18 protein-coding genes, 1 riboswitch and 1 other annotated feature are annotated in these 19,253 nt (G+C 28.8%); of the genes, 1 reads left to right on the top strand and 17 read right to left on the bottom strand.

What is annotated here, in order from left to right:
- Positions 1-15 precede the first annotated feature (15 nt).
- From CHL78_RS06270 to CHL78_RS06195, 16 genes are all read right to left on the bottom strand, one after another.
- A complete protein-coding gene (locus CHL78_RS06270; protein ID WP_094369425.1) occupies positions 16-699 on the bottom strand; it encodes a cytochrome c biogenesis CcdA family protein in 684 nt (227 codons plus the stop codon).
- Between the two features lie 10 nt (positions 700-709).
- Positions 710-1,192, bottom strand: a complete 483-nt coding sequence (locus CHL78_RS06265) for a hypothetical protein (RefSeq protein WP_094369424.1) — start codon at positions 1,190-1,192, stop codon at positions 710-712.
- Positions 1,193-1,420: 228 nt separating this feature from the next.
- Positions 1,421-2,491 (bottom strand): FUSC family protein, encoded by a 1,071-nt coding sequence (locus CHL78_RS06260; RefSeq protein ID WP_094369423.1) that lies wholly within the window; start codon positions 2,489-2,491, stop codon positions 1,421-1,423.
- Positions 2,492-2,541: 50 nt separating this feature from the next.
- Positions 2,542-2,952 (bottom strand): MarR family winged helix-turn-helix transcriptional regulator, encoded by a 411-nt coding sequence (locus CHL78_RS06255; RefSeq protein WP_094369434.1) that lies wholly within the window; start codon positions 2,950-2,952, stop codon positions 2,542-2,544.
- 184 nt (positions 2,953-3,136) lie between these two features.
- Positions 3,137-5,215, bottom strand: coding sequence for an ABC transporter permease (locus CHL78_RS06250; protein WP_094369422.1), 2,079 nt, complete (start codon positions 5,213-5,215; stop codon positions 3,137-3,139).
- On the bottom strand, positions 5,215-5,970 hold the full coding sequence (locus CHL78_RS06245) for an ABC transporter ATP-binding protein (RefSeq protein ID WP_094369421.1): 756 nt from the start codon (positions 5,968-5,970) through the stop codon (positions 5,215-5,217). Before CHL78_RS06245 ends, CHL78_RS06250 begins: the two co-directional genes overlap by 1 nt.
- Before the next feature lie 121 nt (positions 5,971-6,091).
- Complete coding sequence (locus tag CHL78_RS06240) at positions 6,092-7,087, bottom strand: sensor histidine kinase (RefSeq protein ID WP_094369420.1); 996 nt, start codon at positions 7,085-7,087, stop codon at positions 6,092-6,094.
- The gene (locus tag CHL78_RS06235; RefSeq protein ID WP_094369419.1) at positions 7,062-7,757 is read right to left on the bottom strand and encodes a response regulator transcription factor; all 696 of its coding nucleotides are present in this window, start codon (positions 7,755-7,757) and stop codon (positions 7,062-7,064) included. The genes CHL78_RS06240 and CHL78_RS06235 overlap by 26 nt, the downstream gene beginning before the upstream one ends.
- A 215-nt stretch (positions 7,758-7,972) precedes the next feature.
- Complete coding sequence (locus CHL78_RS06230) at positions 7,973-8,647, bottom strand: DNA alkylation repair protein (RefSeq protein ID WP_094369418.1); 675 nt, start codon at positions 8,645-8,647, stop codon at positions 7,973-7,975.
- 252 nt (positions 8,648-8,899) lie between these two features.
- A complete protein-coding gene (locus tag CHL78_RS06225; RefSeq protein WP_094369417.1) occupies positions 8,900-10,213 on the bottom strand; it encodes a Na+/H+ antiporter NhaC family protein in 1,314 nt (437 codons plus the stop codon).
- A gap of 197 nt (positions 10,214-10,410) precedes the next feature.
- Positions 10,411-10,664 (bottom strand) — a binding site (T-box leader).
- 121 nt (positions 10,665-10,785) lie between these two features.
- Positions 10,786-12,009: a serine/threonine transporter SstT gene (sstT, locus tag CHL78_RS06220; protein ID WP_094369416.1), complete on the bottom strand. Its 1,224-nt coding sequence runs from the start codon at positions 12,007-12,009 to the stop codon at positions 10,786-10,788.
- A gap of 192 nt (positions 12,010-12,201) precedes the next feature.
- The gene (locus CHL78_RS06215; protein WP_094369415.1) at positions 12,202-12,612 is read right to left on the bottom strand and encodes a PH domain-containing protein; all 411 of its coding nucleotides are present in this window, start codon (positions 12,610-12,612) and stop codon (positions 12,202-12,204) included.
- A 137-nt stretch (positions 12,613-12,749) separates the two neighbouring features.
- A complete protein-coding gene (locus tag CHL78_RS06210) occupies positions 12,750-13,034 on the bottom strand; it encodes a hypothetical protein (protein WP_094369414.1) in 285 nt (94 codons plus the stop codon).
- Between the two features lie 127 nt (positions 13,035-13,161).
- Positions 13,162-13,944 (bottom strand): hypothetical protein, encoded by a 783-nt coding sequence (locus CHL78_RS06205; RefSeq protein ID WP_094369413.1) that lies wholly within the window; start codon positions 13,942-13,944, stop codon positions 13,162-13,164.
- A 197-nt stretch (positions 13,945-14,141) separates the two neighbouring features.
- Positions 14,142-15,548 carry a glycoside hydrolase family 1 protein gene (locus CHL78_RS06200; protein WP_094369412.1) on the bottom strand — a complete coding sequence of 469 codons (1,407 nt, stop codon included), beginning with the start codon at positions 15,546-15,548 and terminating at the stop codon, positions 14,142-14,144.
- A gap of 90 nt (positions 15,549-15,638) precedes the next feature.
- Entirely contained in the window at positions 15,639-17,042 is a 1,404-nt protein-coding gene (locus CHL78_RS06195) for a PTS transporter subunit EIIC (RefSeq protein ID WP_094369411.1), read from the bottom strand.
- 247 nt (positions 17,043-17,289) lie between these two features.
- Positions 17,290-17,376: riboswitch (cyclic di-GMP riboswitch) on the top strand.
- A gap of 242 nt (positions 17,377-17,618) precedes the next feature.
- Here CHL78_RS06195 and CHL78_RS06190 point away from each other — a divergent pair.
- Positions 17,619-18,413, top strand: a complete 795-nt coding sequence (locus CHL78_RS06190; RefSeq protein WP_094369410.1) for a hypothetical protein — start codon at positions 17,619-17,621, stop codon at positions 18,411-18,413.
- Between the two features lie 59 nt (positions 18,414-18,472).
- On the opposite strand, the gene CHL78_RS06185 is transcribed toward CHL78_RS06190, so the two are convergent.
- Positions 18,473-19,249 (bottom strand): ABC transporter permease, encoded by a 777-nt coding sequence (locus CHL78_RS06185; protein ID WP_116041264.1) that lies wholly within the window; start codon positions 19,247-19,249, stop codon positions 18,473-18,475.
- Positions 19,250-19,253 lie beyond the last annotated feature (4 nt).

The following is a 19,253-nucleotide window of genomic DNA, read 5'->3' as shown; positions in this document are numbered from 1 at the left end:
CACTCCTTTTATAAATTAAAATGTAAGCATAGCTAATAAGAAATTCAAGTATCCAGTCATCATCATAAATCCAATTATTATAAGTAAAACACCAGATATTCTATTGATTATCTTGTAGTTTTTCTTTATGAAATCAAAAGTAGATTTTACTGAGTCTATAAGAAGTGCAGATAATATAAATGGAATTCCTAGACCTAAGCTATAAGTTAATAGCATAGATACTCCTGTAAATGAATGATCCGAATTTGTTGCTATCATTAGTGCTGACCCTAAAAATGGTCCTACACATGGCGTCCATCCAATTCCAAATATCATCCCAAATAATACTGTAGACATAATTGTTGATTTCTTGTTTTCTGTTGAATTATTTAATTTAAAGCTTTTATGTAGAAATTTTATATTTATTGTACCTAGATAGTTTAGACCAAATATAATCATAATCCATCCTGATACTATATTGATTTGTCTCATATATTTGTTAAATATTAAGCCTACAGTTCCTGCCGCTGCACCTAATAAGGTAAATATAAAAGTAAAACCTATTACAAATGCTATTGAATGTATTAAAGCTCTATTTTTATTGTTCTTATTGTCTATGTCTCCTCCTGCAAAATAGGAAACATATATTGGTACCATTGGTAATATGCAAGGTGATATAAAGGTTATTATTCCTTCTAAAAATAGTAATATATAGTTCATTTTCTACCTCCTAAAGCCCACATTGTAAATTTTCCATTACTTCTTCATAGATTTTCTCTTTATCTGCTTTTTCCAATCCATTTACAACTCTTATTGATCCAATCAACCTGTTATCCAAAAGAATCCCATAGTCTATACCTTCATTAAGTTTAGTATCTAAAACAAATCCATTGCCTTCTGTATAATTTAGATCTGTCATCTCTCCGATTGATGAGTTTATGAGAGTTACCTTAGCATTTTTATCAATATTTTTGATTTTAATTTTAAATTCTTCCTTAGCTTCAACCATAGTTACCAGCCTATCTAGGTAACTTCCATCGTAATTTTTGTTTATCTCACTACTATAAACCTCATCAAATTGTTTAAATTCTTCCATTTTATTATTTGAAGAGATTTTAGATTCATCTTCTGTAAACTTATTATGTATATACAGACCTGTAGTAGTTAAAATTAATACACTTGCTCCTACTATAATTAATTTCTTTAGTCTCATTGCATCACTCCTATCCTTGATAATAAAATAATACCTAGTCTATTTGTTGTTAGTATGAAGATTTATTTTTTCTTTTTGTGAAAACATAAAAAGCTCATACCGAATAAGGTATGAGCTAAATAACTTTAAACTCTTTATTTTTAGTCTATAAATTCTATTTTTTAATTCTATAAGGTACTTCATTGTAGCTTTATCTATACCTAGTACATATTAAGTAATATATCTAATTTACGCCATCTCTTCGTCTATTACATCTCTATTTGAAATCATATCATCAATTTTATTAAATACTTTATCAAATGCCTTAGTATATATAGCTCCAAATAAATTATTAATTATACGGAAAATTATAGCACCTTCAAAGCCTAAAATAGGTATAGCTGTTGATAAGGCTCCAAAGCAGTTAAACACAGTTTGCCACTTATACGTTGCTGAGAAACCAACAAGTAAACCACCTATTATACCGATATTACTCTTGATAGCTTGCGGTAAAATCAGATAAACTATAGCAAACACTAGGCTCCCTAAAATAATAAACTTAGGTCTTTCCTTAAATCTTAGTTCTAGCTTATCTTGACTAGTCTGTAATATTGACATGCACGAAAAGCCTATCCATATTGCTCTTGGTAAATGTATAAGCTCTCCAATTAATACACCTGTACATATTAAAATGCTAAGCTTTAATTGCCATTTAGTACGCTCACTCTTAAAATCAATATCTTTAATTATTGTTGAGAATGTATTTTTAAATTCAACTTTTCTTTGCTTATAATAAAAAATACCCGCTACAATAATTCCACCTAATATCAATCCAAATATACGATTAATATATATGTTTATATCATGTACTTCATATCCATATAAAAGTAAATATGATAAAACTAGTATTGAGTGATTAGATAAAGCTATATTATGACACGATAAAGTAACTATCGTAAATATAGATACAAAATTTATTAAGCTAGCTACTATTGGATTTGATATTGACGCTAAGTAAGGTCCCAATATTAAAATCACAAAAATACCCAAAATTGTAAATGCAGACTGCTTAACATTAAAATCTAAATTTGAAAATCTAAACGTCAGCAATGCAAGAATAGTAACTACACCTACTATGCTATTTTCTTGCCCAAAAACACTACTAAAAAATATAACTACAACCATACAAAATAAAATGCATAAAAAGCTCTTAAGTATAAGAGCTGTAGTATATTTCCTTTTTAAACTTTTCTCTTCACTATCTTTTATTAAAGGTTTTAACTCCCTTGCACCTAGTTGCATAGATTGATAGAATGTCATTTTTTATCTACCCCCTACTATATCTTTATATTATATAAATAATTTATATATTAGTCTTCGTTTAACTTTGCATTTGCTCTTTCTATACAAAACATTAATTCAAAAAATTCTTCGTCTCCTAATTTCTTACGAAGTTTGTATATTGGTTCTAGATAATAGGTGTATATTTTATCAATTTCTTCTATACCTAGATCTGTAATTGAAATAGAATAGCTTCTTTTATCATTTTGATCTTTAGCTTTTATTAAGTATCCACCTTCACTTAGCTTATCTATTATCCGGCTTATAACTGTTTTATTTACTTCCATAATTTTACTAAGTTCCATAGGAGTCATACTTTTTTTACTAAGTGCAAGTTGAGATAGTAAATCTAAATGCTGTGCTGGTATTTTATACTCTTTAGTTGTACGATGTATTAGTTTTCTGCTAAACAATCTTATTTCTTGCATTTTTTCCATCATATAATTCAAATTTGAATCTTGCACCTATTTTTTCACCACTTTCATTTAGTTAACCTCGTATAGTATATTAAAATATAGTTTACTTTGTTAACTATATTTTAATATATTTTCCTTATATTTGTAAATATTGAATACAAAAAAACCACTAGTATGTTTTACTAATGGTCTTTTTTGTAATCAACATTTACATACTTTCCTTAATATATCTTCTTTTACTGATTAAATAAAATATGAATTGAATAAGAATTCCTATAGCTAATACTAGTATAGATTTTCTCATAAGCAACTCTGTCATGCCAGAATTTGATACCATCACATACAAGAAGTATAATCCCAATCCTCCACCTACTACTATAGGTACAAAGAAAGTTATGGCCAACTCCTTACTTATCATAGATACAGCTTCTTTTTCTAACACACCTATTCTGTATAGAGATGTCATTCTCTCTTTTTCATCTTGTATATCTGATAGAACTTTATAATATAATACTACTCCATTGGCTATTACAAATAATATACCTATAAACATCATAGTAAATAACATCATGCCATTATTATCTAATTGCAATTTAACTAATTCTTCTTTGTAAATAGGTCTATAGTCTTCTCTTACAACTCTTTCGCCTTCTCCATCTATTCCAAAAATATTTCCTTCATTCCAATAAGAATCATCAAAGCCATTTTTATCTCTTAAATAATTCAATAAATTTTCAAAAACTTTATCTCCATTTTTAATATTTATTAAATGAGCACTCTTAAATGAAGTTTCGCTTAAATTGCTTTTTAAAAAATCATAATCACTATCATCTATAACAAGTGCTGAATATGTTGATAGAATTGATGTAGCTCTAGCATTTATAAATGGAACATTTTTTTCTTCTTTTATATTTTTACTGTCTAAGTATAAAGATGAACTTGTTCCTGCAATTTGTTTATAGTTTTCTTTGCTTAGTTTATAATTATTTCCTGCTGATACTATTTGTACTTCTTCTAGTTGATTTTCATCCATAACAGTTAATATACTCGATTGATGCTCATAATCCATTTTTTCATTTGCAACTGTTATATACATACTTTCATTTGGATTTAAGTTAATATCAGATTTCATATGCATGTTGTAATTACTTTCACTTATAAGAATCCTTTTGTCATCCCAAAAAGTTAAAACATCCTTTTCTTCTTTAAACATAGGAACTTCTATAAATTCTAATACATTATATTTTTCTATTTTATTTTTACTTTCTCCTAAAGCATCTTTTACTTCTTCTTTTTCTACTTTATTGTATTTATCACTTTCAATAAACATAATATCATAAGGATTATCTAAGTTTACATATTCTTTTGAAGATGAATAAATAGAATAACTATATCCTACATAAAACATCGCACCAGCCATTAATAGCGAAAGTATATACAAGAGGTTTCTATAATCTAAAAATCTATGTGATAGACTTGATAAAACTAACAAATTATTATTGTATAGCTTTGGAAATTTATGAAGTATTTTTTTAATCAATGATATAGAAGAGCCCAGTAGCATATAAGGACATATTAATAACAAAAATACAAATACACCTATCATATATGATTGTTCTTTGAAAATTTCTCTTAACATTGTTTTTGGAAGACAATACATTGATATTACTAATAATATTAAGCTTATAAAACCTACTGTTATATTAGCATTTCCTATTCCCCTTTTCTTGTCTGCCTTTATTGCATCTATTATTGATACTCTTTTTATATAAAATATATTAAAAATAATATTACCTATGAATATTAGTACAAATACTCCTATGCTTAATAAAAAACTTTTATAATTCAAATCATAGACAATATTAGTATCTACTAATATTTTGTTTAATCCCATATAGAATAATCTTCCAAATACACAACCACTTATAATTCCTGTGATTAACGATGCTACCATTACACCAAAATTCTCTATTAGTATAAGTTTTATCAAATCTTTACTAGTCATTCCTAAAGTAAGATACATACCAAACTCTTTACCTCTGTTTTTTAAGAAAGATATATTAGTGTATGTTATAAAAACTATAGAGAATAATGTTATACCCATTAGTGCCATATTAACAGTATAATACAAAGAAGATGTTCCTACTTCCTCTACAATCGCAGAATTAAACATTAAGCTTCCATACATAAATAGCATGGCTATAATTAGTGAATTAACAAAATAAAAAGATATGTATTTTTTAAAATTATGAGAAAAATTCTTTTTTACTATAGAAGAAAAAGTCATTAGTTTTCCCCTCCTATAACGCTTTGAACCTCCAGTATTTTATCAAAGAATCTCTTACGATCTCCATCTGACGTAATTTCCATTTTTACTTTACCATCTTTTATAAAAATAATTCGCTTACAAAAAGATGCTGCAAATGGATCGTGAGTTACCATTAGGACTGTACTATTTATTTCATTATTCATTTTTGATATTGTGTTCATTATAGTATTTGCAGACTTTGAGTCAAGATTTCCAGTTGGCTCATCTGCAAATATAATCTTAGGGTCATTAATAAGTGCTCTTGCTGCTGCAACTCTTTGTTTTTGCCCTCCTGAAATATTATAAGGATACTTTTTCCCTAGATTTTCTATATTAAAAAATCTCATAAGGTTGTCCACTCTTTTTTCAATTTCATCTGGACATTTCTTATCTAGTATTAGTGGTAATGATATATTTTCTTTCACGTCCAAGCTATCTAGTAAATTAAAATCTTGAAATATATAACCTATATTTTTTCTCCTAAACAATGCTAAATTATCTTTTTTTAACTTACTAATATTTTGATTATCTATTATTGTTTCTCCTGATGTACTTTTATCAACCCCAGATAATATATTTAGTAAAGTAGTTTTTCCACTACCACTTGGTCCCATTATTCCAACAAATTCACTCTTATTTACAGTAAAACTTATTCCATCTAATGCAGTTACCTCCTTTGCACCTTTATAGCTACTATAGACTTTAGTCAAGTTGTTTATCTTTAATATTTCCATCTTTGTGTTGCTCCCCTCATTAATTTTCATAAGTACTTATTACTTATAAAATTAATATATAGTAAAATCCATAATCCTCAAATTGATTTCACTTACAAAACCTTACATTTATGAAAGCTTTCTAAAATATGATTTTTATAATAGTACCAACATTAGTTGTTGACTCAATCTCAATCTTGTGACCAAGCTTTTGTGATACAAGCTTAACCATATAGAGACCAATTCCTGTAGCATTTCTATCTTTTCTCCCATTATTTCCTGTAAAAAATGGGTCAAAGACTCTTGGTAAATCTTCTTTAGATATTCCTACTCCTGTATCTTTTATAAAAACTATTGTTGTATTGTTATTATTCTTATAACTTATTTCAACTGTATCTCCGCTTTTAGTTTTAGAGTATTTTATGGCATTTGATATTATTTGCTCTATTATGTATGAACACCATTTTTTGTCAGTATACACATATACATCATCAGGTATATTTACCTTTGGAAATACACCTTTATATATAAAATCTCTTTTTTTAGAATTTACTACACCATTTACTAATTCTCTTAAACTACATCTACCGGTTATGTAGTCTCTAGAGAAGTCATCTAATCGTAATAGATTTAAACATTCTTCAAGGTTTTTCTTAAGCATGTTATTTTCTTCTTTAATATCCTCTATACTTTTGTTATTTTCATTATTAATATTACTTTGCTCACAAGCTAAATCAATTACAGTTATCGATGTTTTCATATTATGAATCCACTGAGAAAATAAAGTTTCTCTTTCTTTTATTTGTTGGTTTAAGGTATATATTTTATTTTGATAATCTTGGTGAATTTCACTAATATTATTTAGAATCTCTTCTTCTGAGTATGTTAAATTACTTCCATCGTAGTTTGGACTTCTTTTACTATCGTATAATTTTTCTTGAAAGCTTTTGTATCTAATAACTTCAATAGAAAAGTAAATAGATACTATGAAAGCACTTAATATTAAAGGATATATAATCTCGCTATTATCAAATAATAGATAGTAAAAAAATATGATTACTATTGTGTTTATTGCATATAACAATAAATCTCTAGATTTTGTTTTTGCAACTTTAGTTATTAGATTTATTAAATACATATCCTACCCCTCTTTTAGTTACGATTGTATTTTCTATTCCTAAATCGCTTAACTTCTTCTTTACCCTTGTCATATTAACTGTTAGAGTATTATCATCAACAAAACTCACATCATCCCACAATGCTTCTAACATTTCTTCTCTTGTAATAATCTCTCCCTTTTTACGAATGAGTATATTTAAGAGTCTATACTCATTCTTTGTAAGCTCTACTATTACATCTTTATATTTAAGTTTCATACTTTCATGAATTAAACTCAACTCATCATTACTTTTGTTTATCTCATATTCATCAATTTCAGTCTCTTTATATTCATTTATTCTTCTGAGTAATGCATTTATTTTGGCAAGCAATATACCTACTACAAATGGTTTTGTTATATAGTCATCTGCACCAAGTTCCATCCCCCTTATCTGCTCTCCTTCATCACTTCTTGCTGAGAGTATAATTACTGGTGTAGTATAGATTTTTCTTATAAGTCTTAAAAAATAAAATCCATCAAATTTAGGCAAGTTAATATCTAATATAATTAAATTTGGATTTACTTCTCTTACCCTGTCCATTACATTATCAAAATCCTCTATTGTTTCTACACTGTAATCATATGCTTGTAAATATTCACTTATATATTTTTTTAATTTTATGTCGTCTTCTATTAATAAAATATTCATAATTTCCTCCAATTTATACATATCTGACTTTATTATACTTTATCTGATAAATCCGTAGTAATTTTTTCTAAATTTGAAACAATAAAAATTCGCTCTGATCAACATGTTGGCGAACCACTTTTATTTTATCAGATAAAAAATAAAAAGGAGTTGTCCTTAAATGATAATTAATCATATAAATACAACTCCTTTTTGAGTATTAACTTACTACTGCTCTATTTTCTTTTACTTAGCCCCACTTTTATCCATTCTGGAGCATAACTTGAATAACAACCTTTTGCAACTTTTATATCTTTATAAACTCCTAGTTTTTCACCCATTTGTATACATCTTTCTGTGTAATCGTCATGCTTGATACCTATCTCACACAAAGTACGATTCATTGCAAATTGTGTAACATCTGAAGCCTCTTTAAGATTAGCTTCTACTTGTTCTAAAAGATTATCCATTTCTTGCTTATCTAATTTATTTTTTGAGTTTAATGTAATTGCTAAATCCCAGCCTGCTCTTTCATATTTTTCATTTTCACTACTTAACAATTTTTTCATTAAGTCTTTTGCTATATAACTCTTAGAAACCCCATGAAATATTAGCTCGTCTACTAGAACTAATAATTCTGTGCTGTCCATAAATTTATGTACCTCTTCTTCCGTTAATTTCTTAGGATCTAATAGCATAGCAGATAGTATTCTTGCTTCATAATTTTCAGTGTTCCATAGCTCTAGTGCTAGTTGGTGGTTAGTTTTTATTTTCTTAGCTAAAGGGCGTAATTTACCAAGTGTAATTCCAAATTGATTATCTCCGACCCCTTGTTTCTTATTATATGTAAATCGCTTTTCATCACCTAATGATTTCAAATTTTCCATTATATTTTCTATAGTAAATTCCATATTTTGCTCCTTTTATATCTCTATTTTAATATTTATTATTAATTCTAACAAAAATATCATTTTGATTCTATATCAAAATAACACTATAAATAATTTTTCAGAAATTTAATTTAAATTTAAATATCAAATATTTTAGTTAACATAAGCTTTTAAATTATATATTTCTAAAAAAAGTGTGTACATTTCCATAGATAATCGATTTAATACTCTGTTATCTAAAGAAAAAATACACACTTAGTTTTATGTTTATACTTAAGCCGCTTTTTTAGACTTTACATTTCTTATTATTGCACTAGAGAATATTATTGATAATATCCCACATACAAACATTAATCCTGGGTAGTAAAGGTATTTAATTATCTCTATAGGTGATATCCCTCCCACTCCTGCTGCTGTTAATAATTGTGCTCCGTAAGGTATTACCCCTTGCCAACATGATGAGAATATATCTAATATACTTGCTGATTTTCTCTTATCTATATCATACTTCTCTGCTATATCTTTTGCTAAAGGTCCAGCTGCAACTATTGCTATAGTGTTGTTTGCTGTACATAAATCAATAACACTTACTAAAGCTGCTATACCAAACTCTGCACCTTTTTTACTTTTTATCTTGCTAGTGATAAAGTAAAGTATATAATCTATTCCACCATTAAACTTTATAAGTGAAACTACTCCACCAATTACTATACATAATAAACTTAATTCATACATTCCAGCTATTCCACCAGATATTGCTTCTATAAATCCTAATACATCAAATGAATTTGTTACAAACCCTATAATACCTGCAAATAAAATTCCACTACCTAATAAAGCAAATACATTTACTCCACATAAAGCTCCTATTAAAACTAATAAATATGGTACAACTTTTATAAACTCAAATTCATTATTTCCAGCTAAATCTATACTATAACCTGATGTTACTACTGTTAATAAAATTGCGGTTATTATTGCTGCTGGTAAAACTATTAAGAAGTTTACCTTAAACTTATCTTTTAATTCACAACCTTGTGTTCTAACTGCTGCAATTGTTGTATCTGATATTATAGATAAGTTATCTCCAAACATAGCACCACCAACTATTGCTCCTAATACTAAAGCTACTGGTATAGATGTTTTGTCAGCTATTCCAAGTCCTATTGGTGCTAGTGCTGCTATAGTTCCTACTGATGTTCCCATTGATATTGATATGAAGCATCCTATTATAAATAACCCTGTTACTAGTAGATTTGATGGAAGTATTGATAAACTTAAGTTTACTGTTGAGTCTACTCCACCCATTGCTTTAGCTACACTTGAGAATGATCCTGCAAGTAAGAATATTATAATCATTAGTATAATGCTTGAATCTCCTGCACCTTTACAGAATTCATTTAATTTAGTTTCAAAACTTACTTTTGGGTTAAATAATAGCGCTACTCCTCCTGCTATTAAAAATGCTACTAGTGCTGGCATCTTATAAAAATCACCTGTTATTACACCACTTCCAACAAACAGTACTAAGAATACTCCTAGTGGTAATAAGGCAAATGGATTACCTTTTTTTATATCATTTTTCATATCTAATCTCTCCTTTTATTATCTTGTTAAAACTTAGTTTTATATTTGTTTTTTCTATAAATTATTTTCTTTTAACCATCTTATCTTTTATAATAAATAAGCCCGCGCGACGCTTATGTATGTTTCGATAATTAGCATATTGAAGTATTTAGGTGGTTTTGTTGCAATAAAAAAACTCCCGACCCTAAGAACTAAGTCTTAGGAACGAGAGTGTATGCTTCGTGTTACCATCCTAATTTGTTTGTATCTCACGATACAAACCTCATCAAGTACGCCAAATATTGGTTATACTTTATCACTGTAACGGGTGAACCCGTTGTAGCCTAAATCTAATAGATCTCGGTACACCGCTCCAAGGCCATTTTCTCTTTAATATCCTTTGCTCCTTCTCACCAATAGGAACTCTCTGTATAAGTATTCTTAAAGATACTTTCCTTTTCATTGCGTTTGTTGTTTCTTTTTAATTTATATTTATATAATATAATGTATTTTTTATTTTGTCAATTATTTTTTAATTTTCTTAAAATTATTTATTTTGATATATTTCATTCTATTCTACTAGAAATTAATTCTTATTTTGCTTTACTTTTTTCTTTACGATTCTTAGAAAGTTCTGCTACAGCAGTAAATAATACGTCTGTTGAAGAGTTAAGTGCTGTTTCACAAGAGTCTTGAATAACTCCAACTATAAATCCAACACCTACTACTTGCATAGCTACATCATTTGGAATACCAAATAAACTACAAGCAAGTGGGATTAATAATAATGATCCTCCAGCAACACCTGATGCACCACATGCACTTACAGCTGATAGTAAACTAAGTAGTAAAGCCATACCAATATCTACTTCTATACCTAAAGTGTGAACTGCTGCAAGTGTTAGTACTGATATTGTTATTGCAGCTCCACCCATGTTAATAGTTGCACCTAGTGGAATGGAAACTGAATAAGTATCTTTATCTAATTTTAATTCTTGGCATAATCCCATATTTACAGGAATATTTGCTGCTGAACTACGAGTAAAAAATGCTGTAAGACCACTATCTTTTAAGCATTTAAGTACTAATGGATATGGGTTTTTACGAATCCCAATAAATACTATTATTGGATTTACTACAAGTGCAACAAATGCCATACATCCAACTAATAAAACTATTAATTGACCATAACTAAGTAATGTTTCTATACCCTGAGTAGCTATACTATCAAATACTAGACCCATAATTCCAAGTGGTGCAAAGTTAATTATCCATCTTACCACTTGTGATAAGGCATCTGCAGTATTAGTTATCATAGTTTTAGTTGATGTTGCAGCTCCTTTAAGTGCAAGACCTAAAACTAATGCCCAAGATAAAATACCTATATAATTTGCATTAAATAAAGCTTTAACTGGATTATCTACAACATTCATAAGCAAGTTCTTTAATACCTCAACTACTCCCCCTGGAGGTGCAATATCATTTACTCCAGCACCTAGAGTTAATGATATTTTGAACATAAAACTTGCAACAACTGCTACAAGACCTGCTAAAAATGTACCTAAGAGGTAAAGTCCTATGATTGATTTCATGTTAGTCTTCTTACCGCTTTTATGTTGAGAAATAGCAGACATCACTAAGAAAAATACAAGTATTGGAGCTACCGCTTTTAATGCTCCAACAAACAATGATCCAAATATTACGATTGGTTTTGCAACATCTGGAATTGTTAATGCTAGAATAATACCAATAATTAAGCCGATTAAGATTCTTTTAACTAAACTTATTTTATTCCATTTGTTAAATAATTTTTTCATCTTTTCCCCTCCCTATTAATTTTTATAAGTACATATTATAGATTTATTACAAAGACTTTTAGTTTATGTATTTAATCTATAATTGTTAAAAACTAATCACAATATCTTTGAATATTCTGACTATTTTATATAATTGTATATTTTTTCATACAAAAAAGCTAGTAATATTTACTAGCTTCCATATATTTTATTCTATTTTACTAAATAGCATTGCTTTACAAGCTTTACTATTTGCTTAGCCTCTTCGCTTTGTTGCTTTGGAACTTTAAATGATATAGGTGCATTGTGAGGTATTCCACTTTGTCCTACTACTGAATTACCATCTACCCCTATTTTTATATCTACATCTAAATCAAAAGTAGATGCAGATTCAAAAGATATACTCTTTACATTTTTACCTGGGAAGAATTTTACTTCAATCTTTTTTCCAGTTATTCCTTGTACATCCATCATGTATATACCATAGTTACTTAATACTATTGAGTCTCTTATAAAAGTAAACCCCATTATTATTTCTTCCCCATCAATCATGTAATCTGCAAGCTTTTTTTCAAAAGAATTATCCATTGAACCATAACCTGCTAATTTGTTAAATAAAGACATGTTTTGCTCCTCCAATATGTTATATTATCGTCTATTTCGACAATAACATAAATACTAAAATTCATCAACAGACTTTTTTAATATTTCCCATATTGGAAATTATTAACTTGATTCTAGTGTAATGATAAATATATTTATCATTTTTCTATTTTATTAATATGTCTATTACTTGCTTTGATTTTATCTATGATTATTTGTTCTAATCCCCATAAAGGTATAGCAATTACACCAATAATTACTCCTCGTTGGATAGTAGTTGCACAGCATAGAATACCTGCTACTATACAAAATATCCCATTTATAACTCCATTATGCTGGTCTACATATTTAACATCATGGAATTCTTGATATGCCGATACACCTAGTCCGTATATAACTAAAAATATACCCACTACCATTCTTACCATTTCAACTACGTCCATCTAATCACCCCTTTTATATATAATAGTATATTCTTTAATAAACATACTATTATATATAAAAGTGTTTCTATTTTGTAAACTAATCCTCTTCTGTGCCAATAAAAAAAGAGTGCACTTAATGCACTCACTACCATTTTGATCTATTTTTCATTTTTAATTCGTAGAAATCTTTATTGCTAGATTTGTATGCTTTGTCTAATATATGCTCTGATTTAGTACTACCTATATTGATAGGTTTGTTTGTATCATGCTTTGGTGTTTTCTTTTTCATTTCTCTATTAATTTCTCTGATTTTCAATACATGCTCTTTGGTAATACCATAAAATTGAGCAACATCATTATTGCTTAATTTTAAATCTATTAAACTCTCTACCACTTCTAAATCTATTACTTTATCGCTATATACTTCAAAATATTTATTATATATTGTAAATGCTTCGTATCTACTAATTTTTAACTCTTTAGAAATAGATTTTATATCTAATGATTCATCCAGAGACTCTTTTACTTGAATTGCAGTATCTATTTCTTCTTCTACCTTTATATAGTCTTTATTATCAATCTCTCTTAATATTGCTATTACTTTGCTTTCTTTACAATCAAAAAACTCAGCAATATCACTTGTATTAATTCCCCTATTTATCATATCTACAATATTTACTTTTGTAATTCCATTTCCATATCTAAGTGAGTACTTATTGTGTATAGTTAGTACATCTATTTTTGAAATTCCAATATTTCTGGCTATTTGGTCATATCCAATACCCTCTTCTATTGAAATTCTTATTTGCTTAGCTATTTTACTTTCTCTTATTTTTTTGTACCTAATAGTTATTTGATTTTCAGGTCTGTTTATTCTATGTGGTATAAGAGCTATACCAATACTACCCTTTTTAATATTATATTTCATAATATCTCCCTCTTAATAGTATCGTCATGTTATGTATATTGTTTAATAATTTTAGTTTAAATTTTTAGCTTTCTTTTTATTATATTCCCTAGTTTCTACAAATTAATCATATCACTTTATACTAACCCAATACTAATTGATATTCAATTATAAAAGTTCTTTATAATAAAAAAAGAGTGCAATTAATGCACTCTTTTTTATAGGTTCTCTCCGTTAGATTTTATTACTTCTTGATACCAGTAATAACTATCTTTTTTAATTCTTCTTAAATCCTTAAAGTCATGATCTTCTCTATTTATATATACAAATCCATATCGCTTTTTAAATCCTTGGTGAGAACTTAATAAATCTATTACTGACCATGGGCAATATCCCATAAGCTCTACTCCATCTTCGATTCCTTTTCTACAAGCATCTATATGATCTCTTAAATAATCTATTCTATAATCATCATGTACTCTTTCATCTTCAGTTAATACATCACCTGTTCCAAGACCATTTTCTGTAATTATAAGAGGTAAATGATATTTATTATAATATTCATTTAATGCTATTCTCATACCTACAGGGTCAATTTGAGCTCCGTATTCTGTTGCTTTTAGGTTAGGATTTTTTTCAATCTTGAAGTATCCATATAAATCATAGTCGATTTCACTTTCGCGAGTTCCCTTTGGATTTTCAGTAGTTGCGTCAAGATGTCTAGCACATAAAGTGCGGTAGTAATTAAATGCTATAAAGTCCATCTTAGCTTTCTTTAGTATTTCTTTATCTTCTTTTAGCATGTTAGGTACTATGTCTAACTCTTCTAAGTATCTCATATAGTAACCTGGATATTCTCCATTATAATGCATATCAAGTAAATAATTAGTCTTGAAGTTATCATTTAATTTGGCTGCCCATACGTCCTCTGGTTTGTTTGAGTATGGGTAAGTTACTGTAGCTGATATTGATGGTCCTATTTTTCCACCTTCAACCATTTCATGACATGCATTAGTCGCAAGTGCATGAGCTAGTGACATATGATAATCCATTTGTGCACGTATTTTTTCTACTAAATAAGCATCCGTTTCATATATATTCATACGCTCTTTAACACGCATCATAAGATTTTGCTCATTGTGTGGTTGCCAGTACTTTACTCTATCTCCAAAGTTTTCAAAACAAACTTTAGCATATCTTTCAAATGCAAAGGCACACTCTCTATTTTCCCATCCATTGTATTTTTCAACTAATGCATATGGTAAATCAAAATGGTATAAAGTCACAAATGGAGTTATATCACACTCTATAAGATAATCTATAACCTTGTTGTAAAAATCTATTCCTGCTTTATTTATCTCGCCATCTCCAGTAGGTATAATTCTTGCCCAAGATAATGAAAATCTATATGTTTTTAATCCTAGCTCTTTCATAAGGTCTATGTCTTCTTTCCAATGATGGTAGAAGTCAGTTGCAACTTTACTATCTGCTTGTATTTCTGATTTTTTAAATGAGTTAAAATCAGCAACAGTCATTCCTTTTCCATCTTCATCCCACGCACCTTCTATTTGAAATGCTGAAGATGATGCCCCCCATAGGAAATCTTTTGGGAATATATTTTTCATTATTGCTCCTCCTATATGTCTATATATTTAACTAGGTTATGGCTTTATAATTTACACCATAACCTTAATAGTCAATGCTATTTATTTCTCTTAAATAGCTTGTTGTAAAGTATCAGTAGTTTCTACTGTTTCTTCTTCTATATCTTTAAATCCAACTATATAAGTAAGTATCGCTGAACCGAAAAATGCTATAGCACAACCTATTAGATATGCTAAAAATCCTTTTGCTCCTGCTTGTGCATATACTGGAATAGTAAGTACACCTTGGTTTGCAAATGCTATACCAAATGCACCTCCATATCCCATTACTCCACCACCTATTGCACCACATATTACTGCACATATCATAGGTTTTTTAAGACGTAAGTTTGCTCCATATATTGCAGGCTCTGTTATCCCAAATAGCGCTGTTATACTACCTGATAGCGCAACAGTTTTAAGTGATTTATTCTTTGACTTTAAAAATACACCCATAGCTGCTCCTGCTTGTGAGAAGTTTGCAGCCCCTGCAAATGCTAATAAGTTTTGACGTCCATTTTGTGCAATATCATTTATAGCTATAGGTAATATTGGTCTGTGCGCTCCAAATATAACTAATACGCACCACATTCCACCTATAAATGCACCGCAAAGTACTGGACTAAAGTTCATAAGTAATTGATATAACCAGTTTACACCATTTCCAAGATATATTCCAATAGGTCCAAATACTAATAAAGTAGCTGGTACCATTATTAATATTGAAAGCGTTGGTACCATTATCATTTCAATAACATCTGGAATAACTTTCTTTAAGAATTTTTCAACATATGATAATACCCAAACTGCAATTATTATTGGTATTACTGATGAGGTATAACTTGCTTTTGTAACTCCAATATTAAATAATGTTACCGCTCTTTCTTCAGCCATTAATGTAACTATACCTGGGTAACATAAGGTTGCTCCAAGTACCATGGAAATGATTTCATGTGTTTTGAATACCTTGGCAGCAGTATATCCTAATATTATTGGGAAGAAATAAAATACTGCATCGGATGCTGCACTTAATATTATGTATGTATCATTTTGCTTAATATCAATGTTTTGAGTATTTAAGTAATACATTGATACAACAGCTAGTATTCCTTTTATCATACCAGAACCAGCTAATGCGTATATTGTTGGCGTAAAGATTTGTGCCATAGTTGTAAGGGCTTTGTTAAATGCACTTCCCTTTGTTTTTTCATGCACTTGTGACTTTATATTCTTATTTACCATAGGTTCAAGCTCTTTATATACTTTATCCACCTTGCTTCCTATGACTACCTGCAGTTGATCCATACTTTCTACTACAGTTATTATTCCTTCTATTTTTGATAGGTTATCTTTATTCACTTTGTTAGAATCTATTAATGAAAACCTTAATCGCGTATGGCAATGTATTACATCTTTGATGTTTTCTTCACCACCTACGTTTTCTAATATTGCCTTAGCAATTTTGTTAAAATCCATGGTTGTCCTCCTAATTTATACCTTTATCAAACCAAAATAAGGTCTGATTTTTGTATTTAGATATTTATCCCAAATTTTTATAGTGTAATCAAATATTTTTTAAATTTTAATTTTATGTATTAGGTTACAAGAAAAATAAAGAAAAATCATATTATTTGGAAAAATTCCACATTTAATCTTGAATATTTTTATATTGTAGTATAATATATACTCAACAGAAAGAAATTGATGTTAAAATATAAGTTCAAAATTTAATAGGCAAACCTAGGGAAATCTAGGGACGCAAAGCTATAGGGGTTAAGGTTTGAAAAAACTATGCCAGCCAGTTGCCGAAGAGTTAGTAAAACTTTTTGTTATCATTGTGATAGAAAAACTATGCCCTCTTTGAGGGTATTTTTTATTATGGAGATAAATTATTCATTTTAATGTCTAAATATCCTCTATACTAAGTAATCTCAATGTATTTTAAAAATAAAAAGTGACAAAGATCAAAGGCTGTACCTATACGGAACATTTTTGTAACTTAAATCATTTTCTGTTTTAAAAATTTATTAGGTGAAATGGGAGGAATAAAAAATGAACAAAATTGTAAAATCTCTATTAGTAGCAGGTGTACTTGTTGCAAATTCTTCATCAGTATTTGCAGCTACTGCTCCACAAAACTCAGTATCAATGCTTCAAAACACAACTTCTTTAGAAAATCAAATAACTTCAAATGCTACTCTAAATTCAAAACAATCACACGTTAAATACTCTAAGTTTTTAGAAAATGGTGGTGGAGAATTATGGATTGATTTAGTTCTTGATGGTGCTAAGTTTAACACTGGTGATCCTTACGAAATAAAAGATGCAATAAGTCAAAACTACGATATAGAAACTTCTTTAGCTGTAGGTCGTGATGGAAAATCTATTGAATTTGGTGTGTATGAACCAAATGCAGGTATAGAGTACATAGATAACTGGGTGATAACTATAGATTCATCTGTATTAACTACAGATGAAGATTTAACAGTTAAAATTCCAGTAGTAAATGATACTGGAGTATCTGCTACACCTAAAGTTGTTACAAATAAAACTAGTGTAAAAGTTGAAGAGCTTGAAAAAGGATTTGATATTACTCTTGAAGGTATAAACGGAGCTAAGTTTAATACAGCTTGTGTTGGAAATTATGTACGTCAAAGTGTAATGAGAACTTCTAATATAGACGTATATGCTCTTCCATACTGTGATGTTAGTCAGACGAAAGTTAAATTGAATCTAAGAGCTATGAATGGAGTTTCTTATATGAGAGATGCGTTAGAGTTTAGAATAGAAGGAGATGCTACTAATTCTCCAGTTCCATTAATAGTAAAAATACCAATAGTAAGATAATATAGTTTACATATAAAAACCGTATCACGTTTTGTGATACGGTTTATTTATTATTTTACTTATGAAGTCTTACGTTTATAAATTTTCATTGATCCTATATAAAATGCAATAATAATACCTACACACCATAGTACTGCTATCAAAGCATTATTACCAACAGGTTCATTCATCATCAAAGCACGAACAGTCTCAATAATTGGTGTCATTGGTTGATTTTCTGCAAATATACGAACAATTTTAGGCATAGAGTCAGTTGGTGCAAATGCAGGACTTATAAAAATAAGCATCATTAAAATATAGATAAAAGCACTGGCGCCTTCTACGCTATTTGCTAATAGACCAAACATAACTGCTACCCATGTCATAGCAAGAGTAAATAATAATAGTATTCCTGCTATATATAGCCATCCAGTAATTCCTATATCTGATCTAAATCCCATTACTATGGCACAAACTATAATTACTATAGTTGAAAAAGCATTAAACACTAAAGATGTTAGTACATGCCCCCCTAGTATTGATGATTTTGCAATTGGCATAGAACGAAAACGCTCAATTATACCTTGAGTCATGTCACTGTTTAAACGTGCAGCAGTATAAGCTATACCACTAGCAATACACATAACTGTAATACCAGGTACTACATAATTTATGTAATCTACACTTCCAGTATCAATTGACCCTCCAAATACATAGACAAACATAATCATAAACATAAGTGGCATTGCGATTACTGTTATTAATGTATCCATACTTCTAAATGCATGGCTCATTACTCTCTTACTCATTACCATCGTATCGCTTAAAACATTATTAAATTTTGATATACTATTCATTTTT

This window comes from Romboutsia weinsteinii (genome assembly GCF_002250835.2).
Classification (GTDB): domain Bacteria; phylum Bacillota; class Clostridia; order Peptostreptococcales; family Peptostreptococcaceae; genus Romboutsia_A; species Romboutsia_A weinsteinii.
This window is presented reverse-complemented; position numbering and strand designations above follow the sequence as displayed.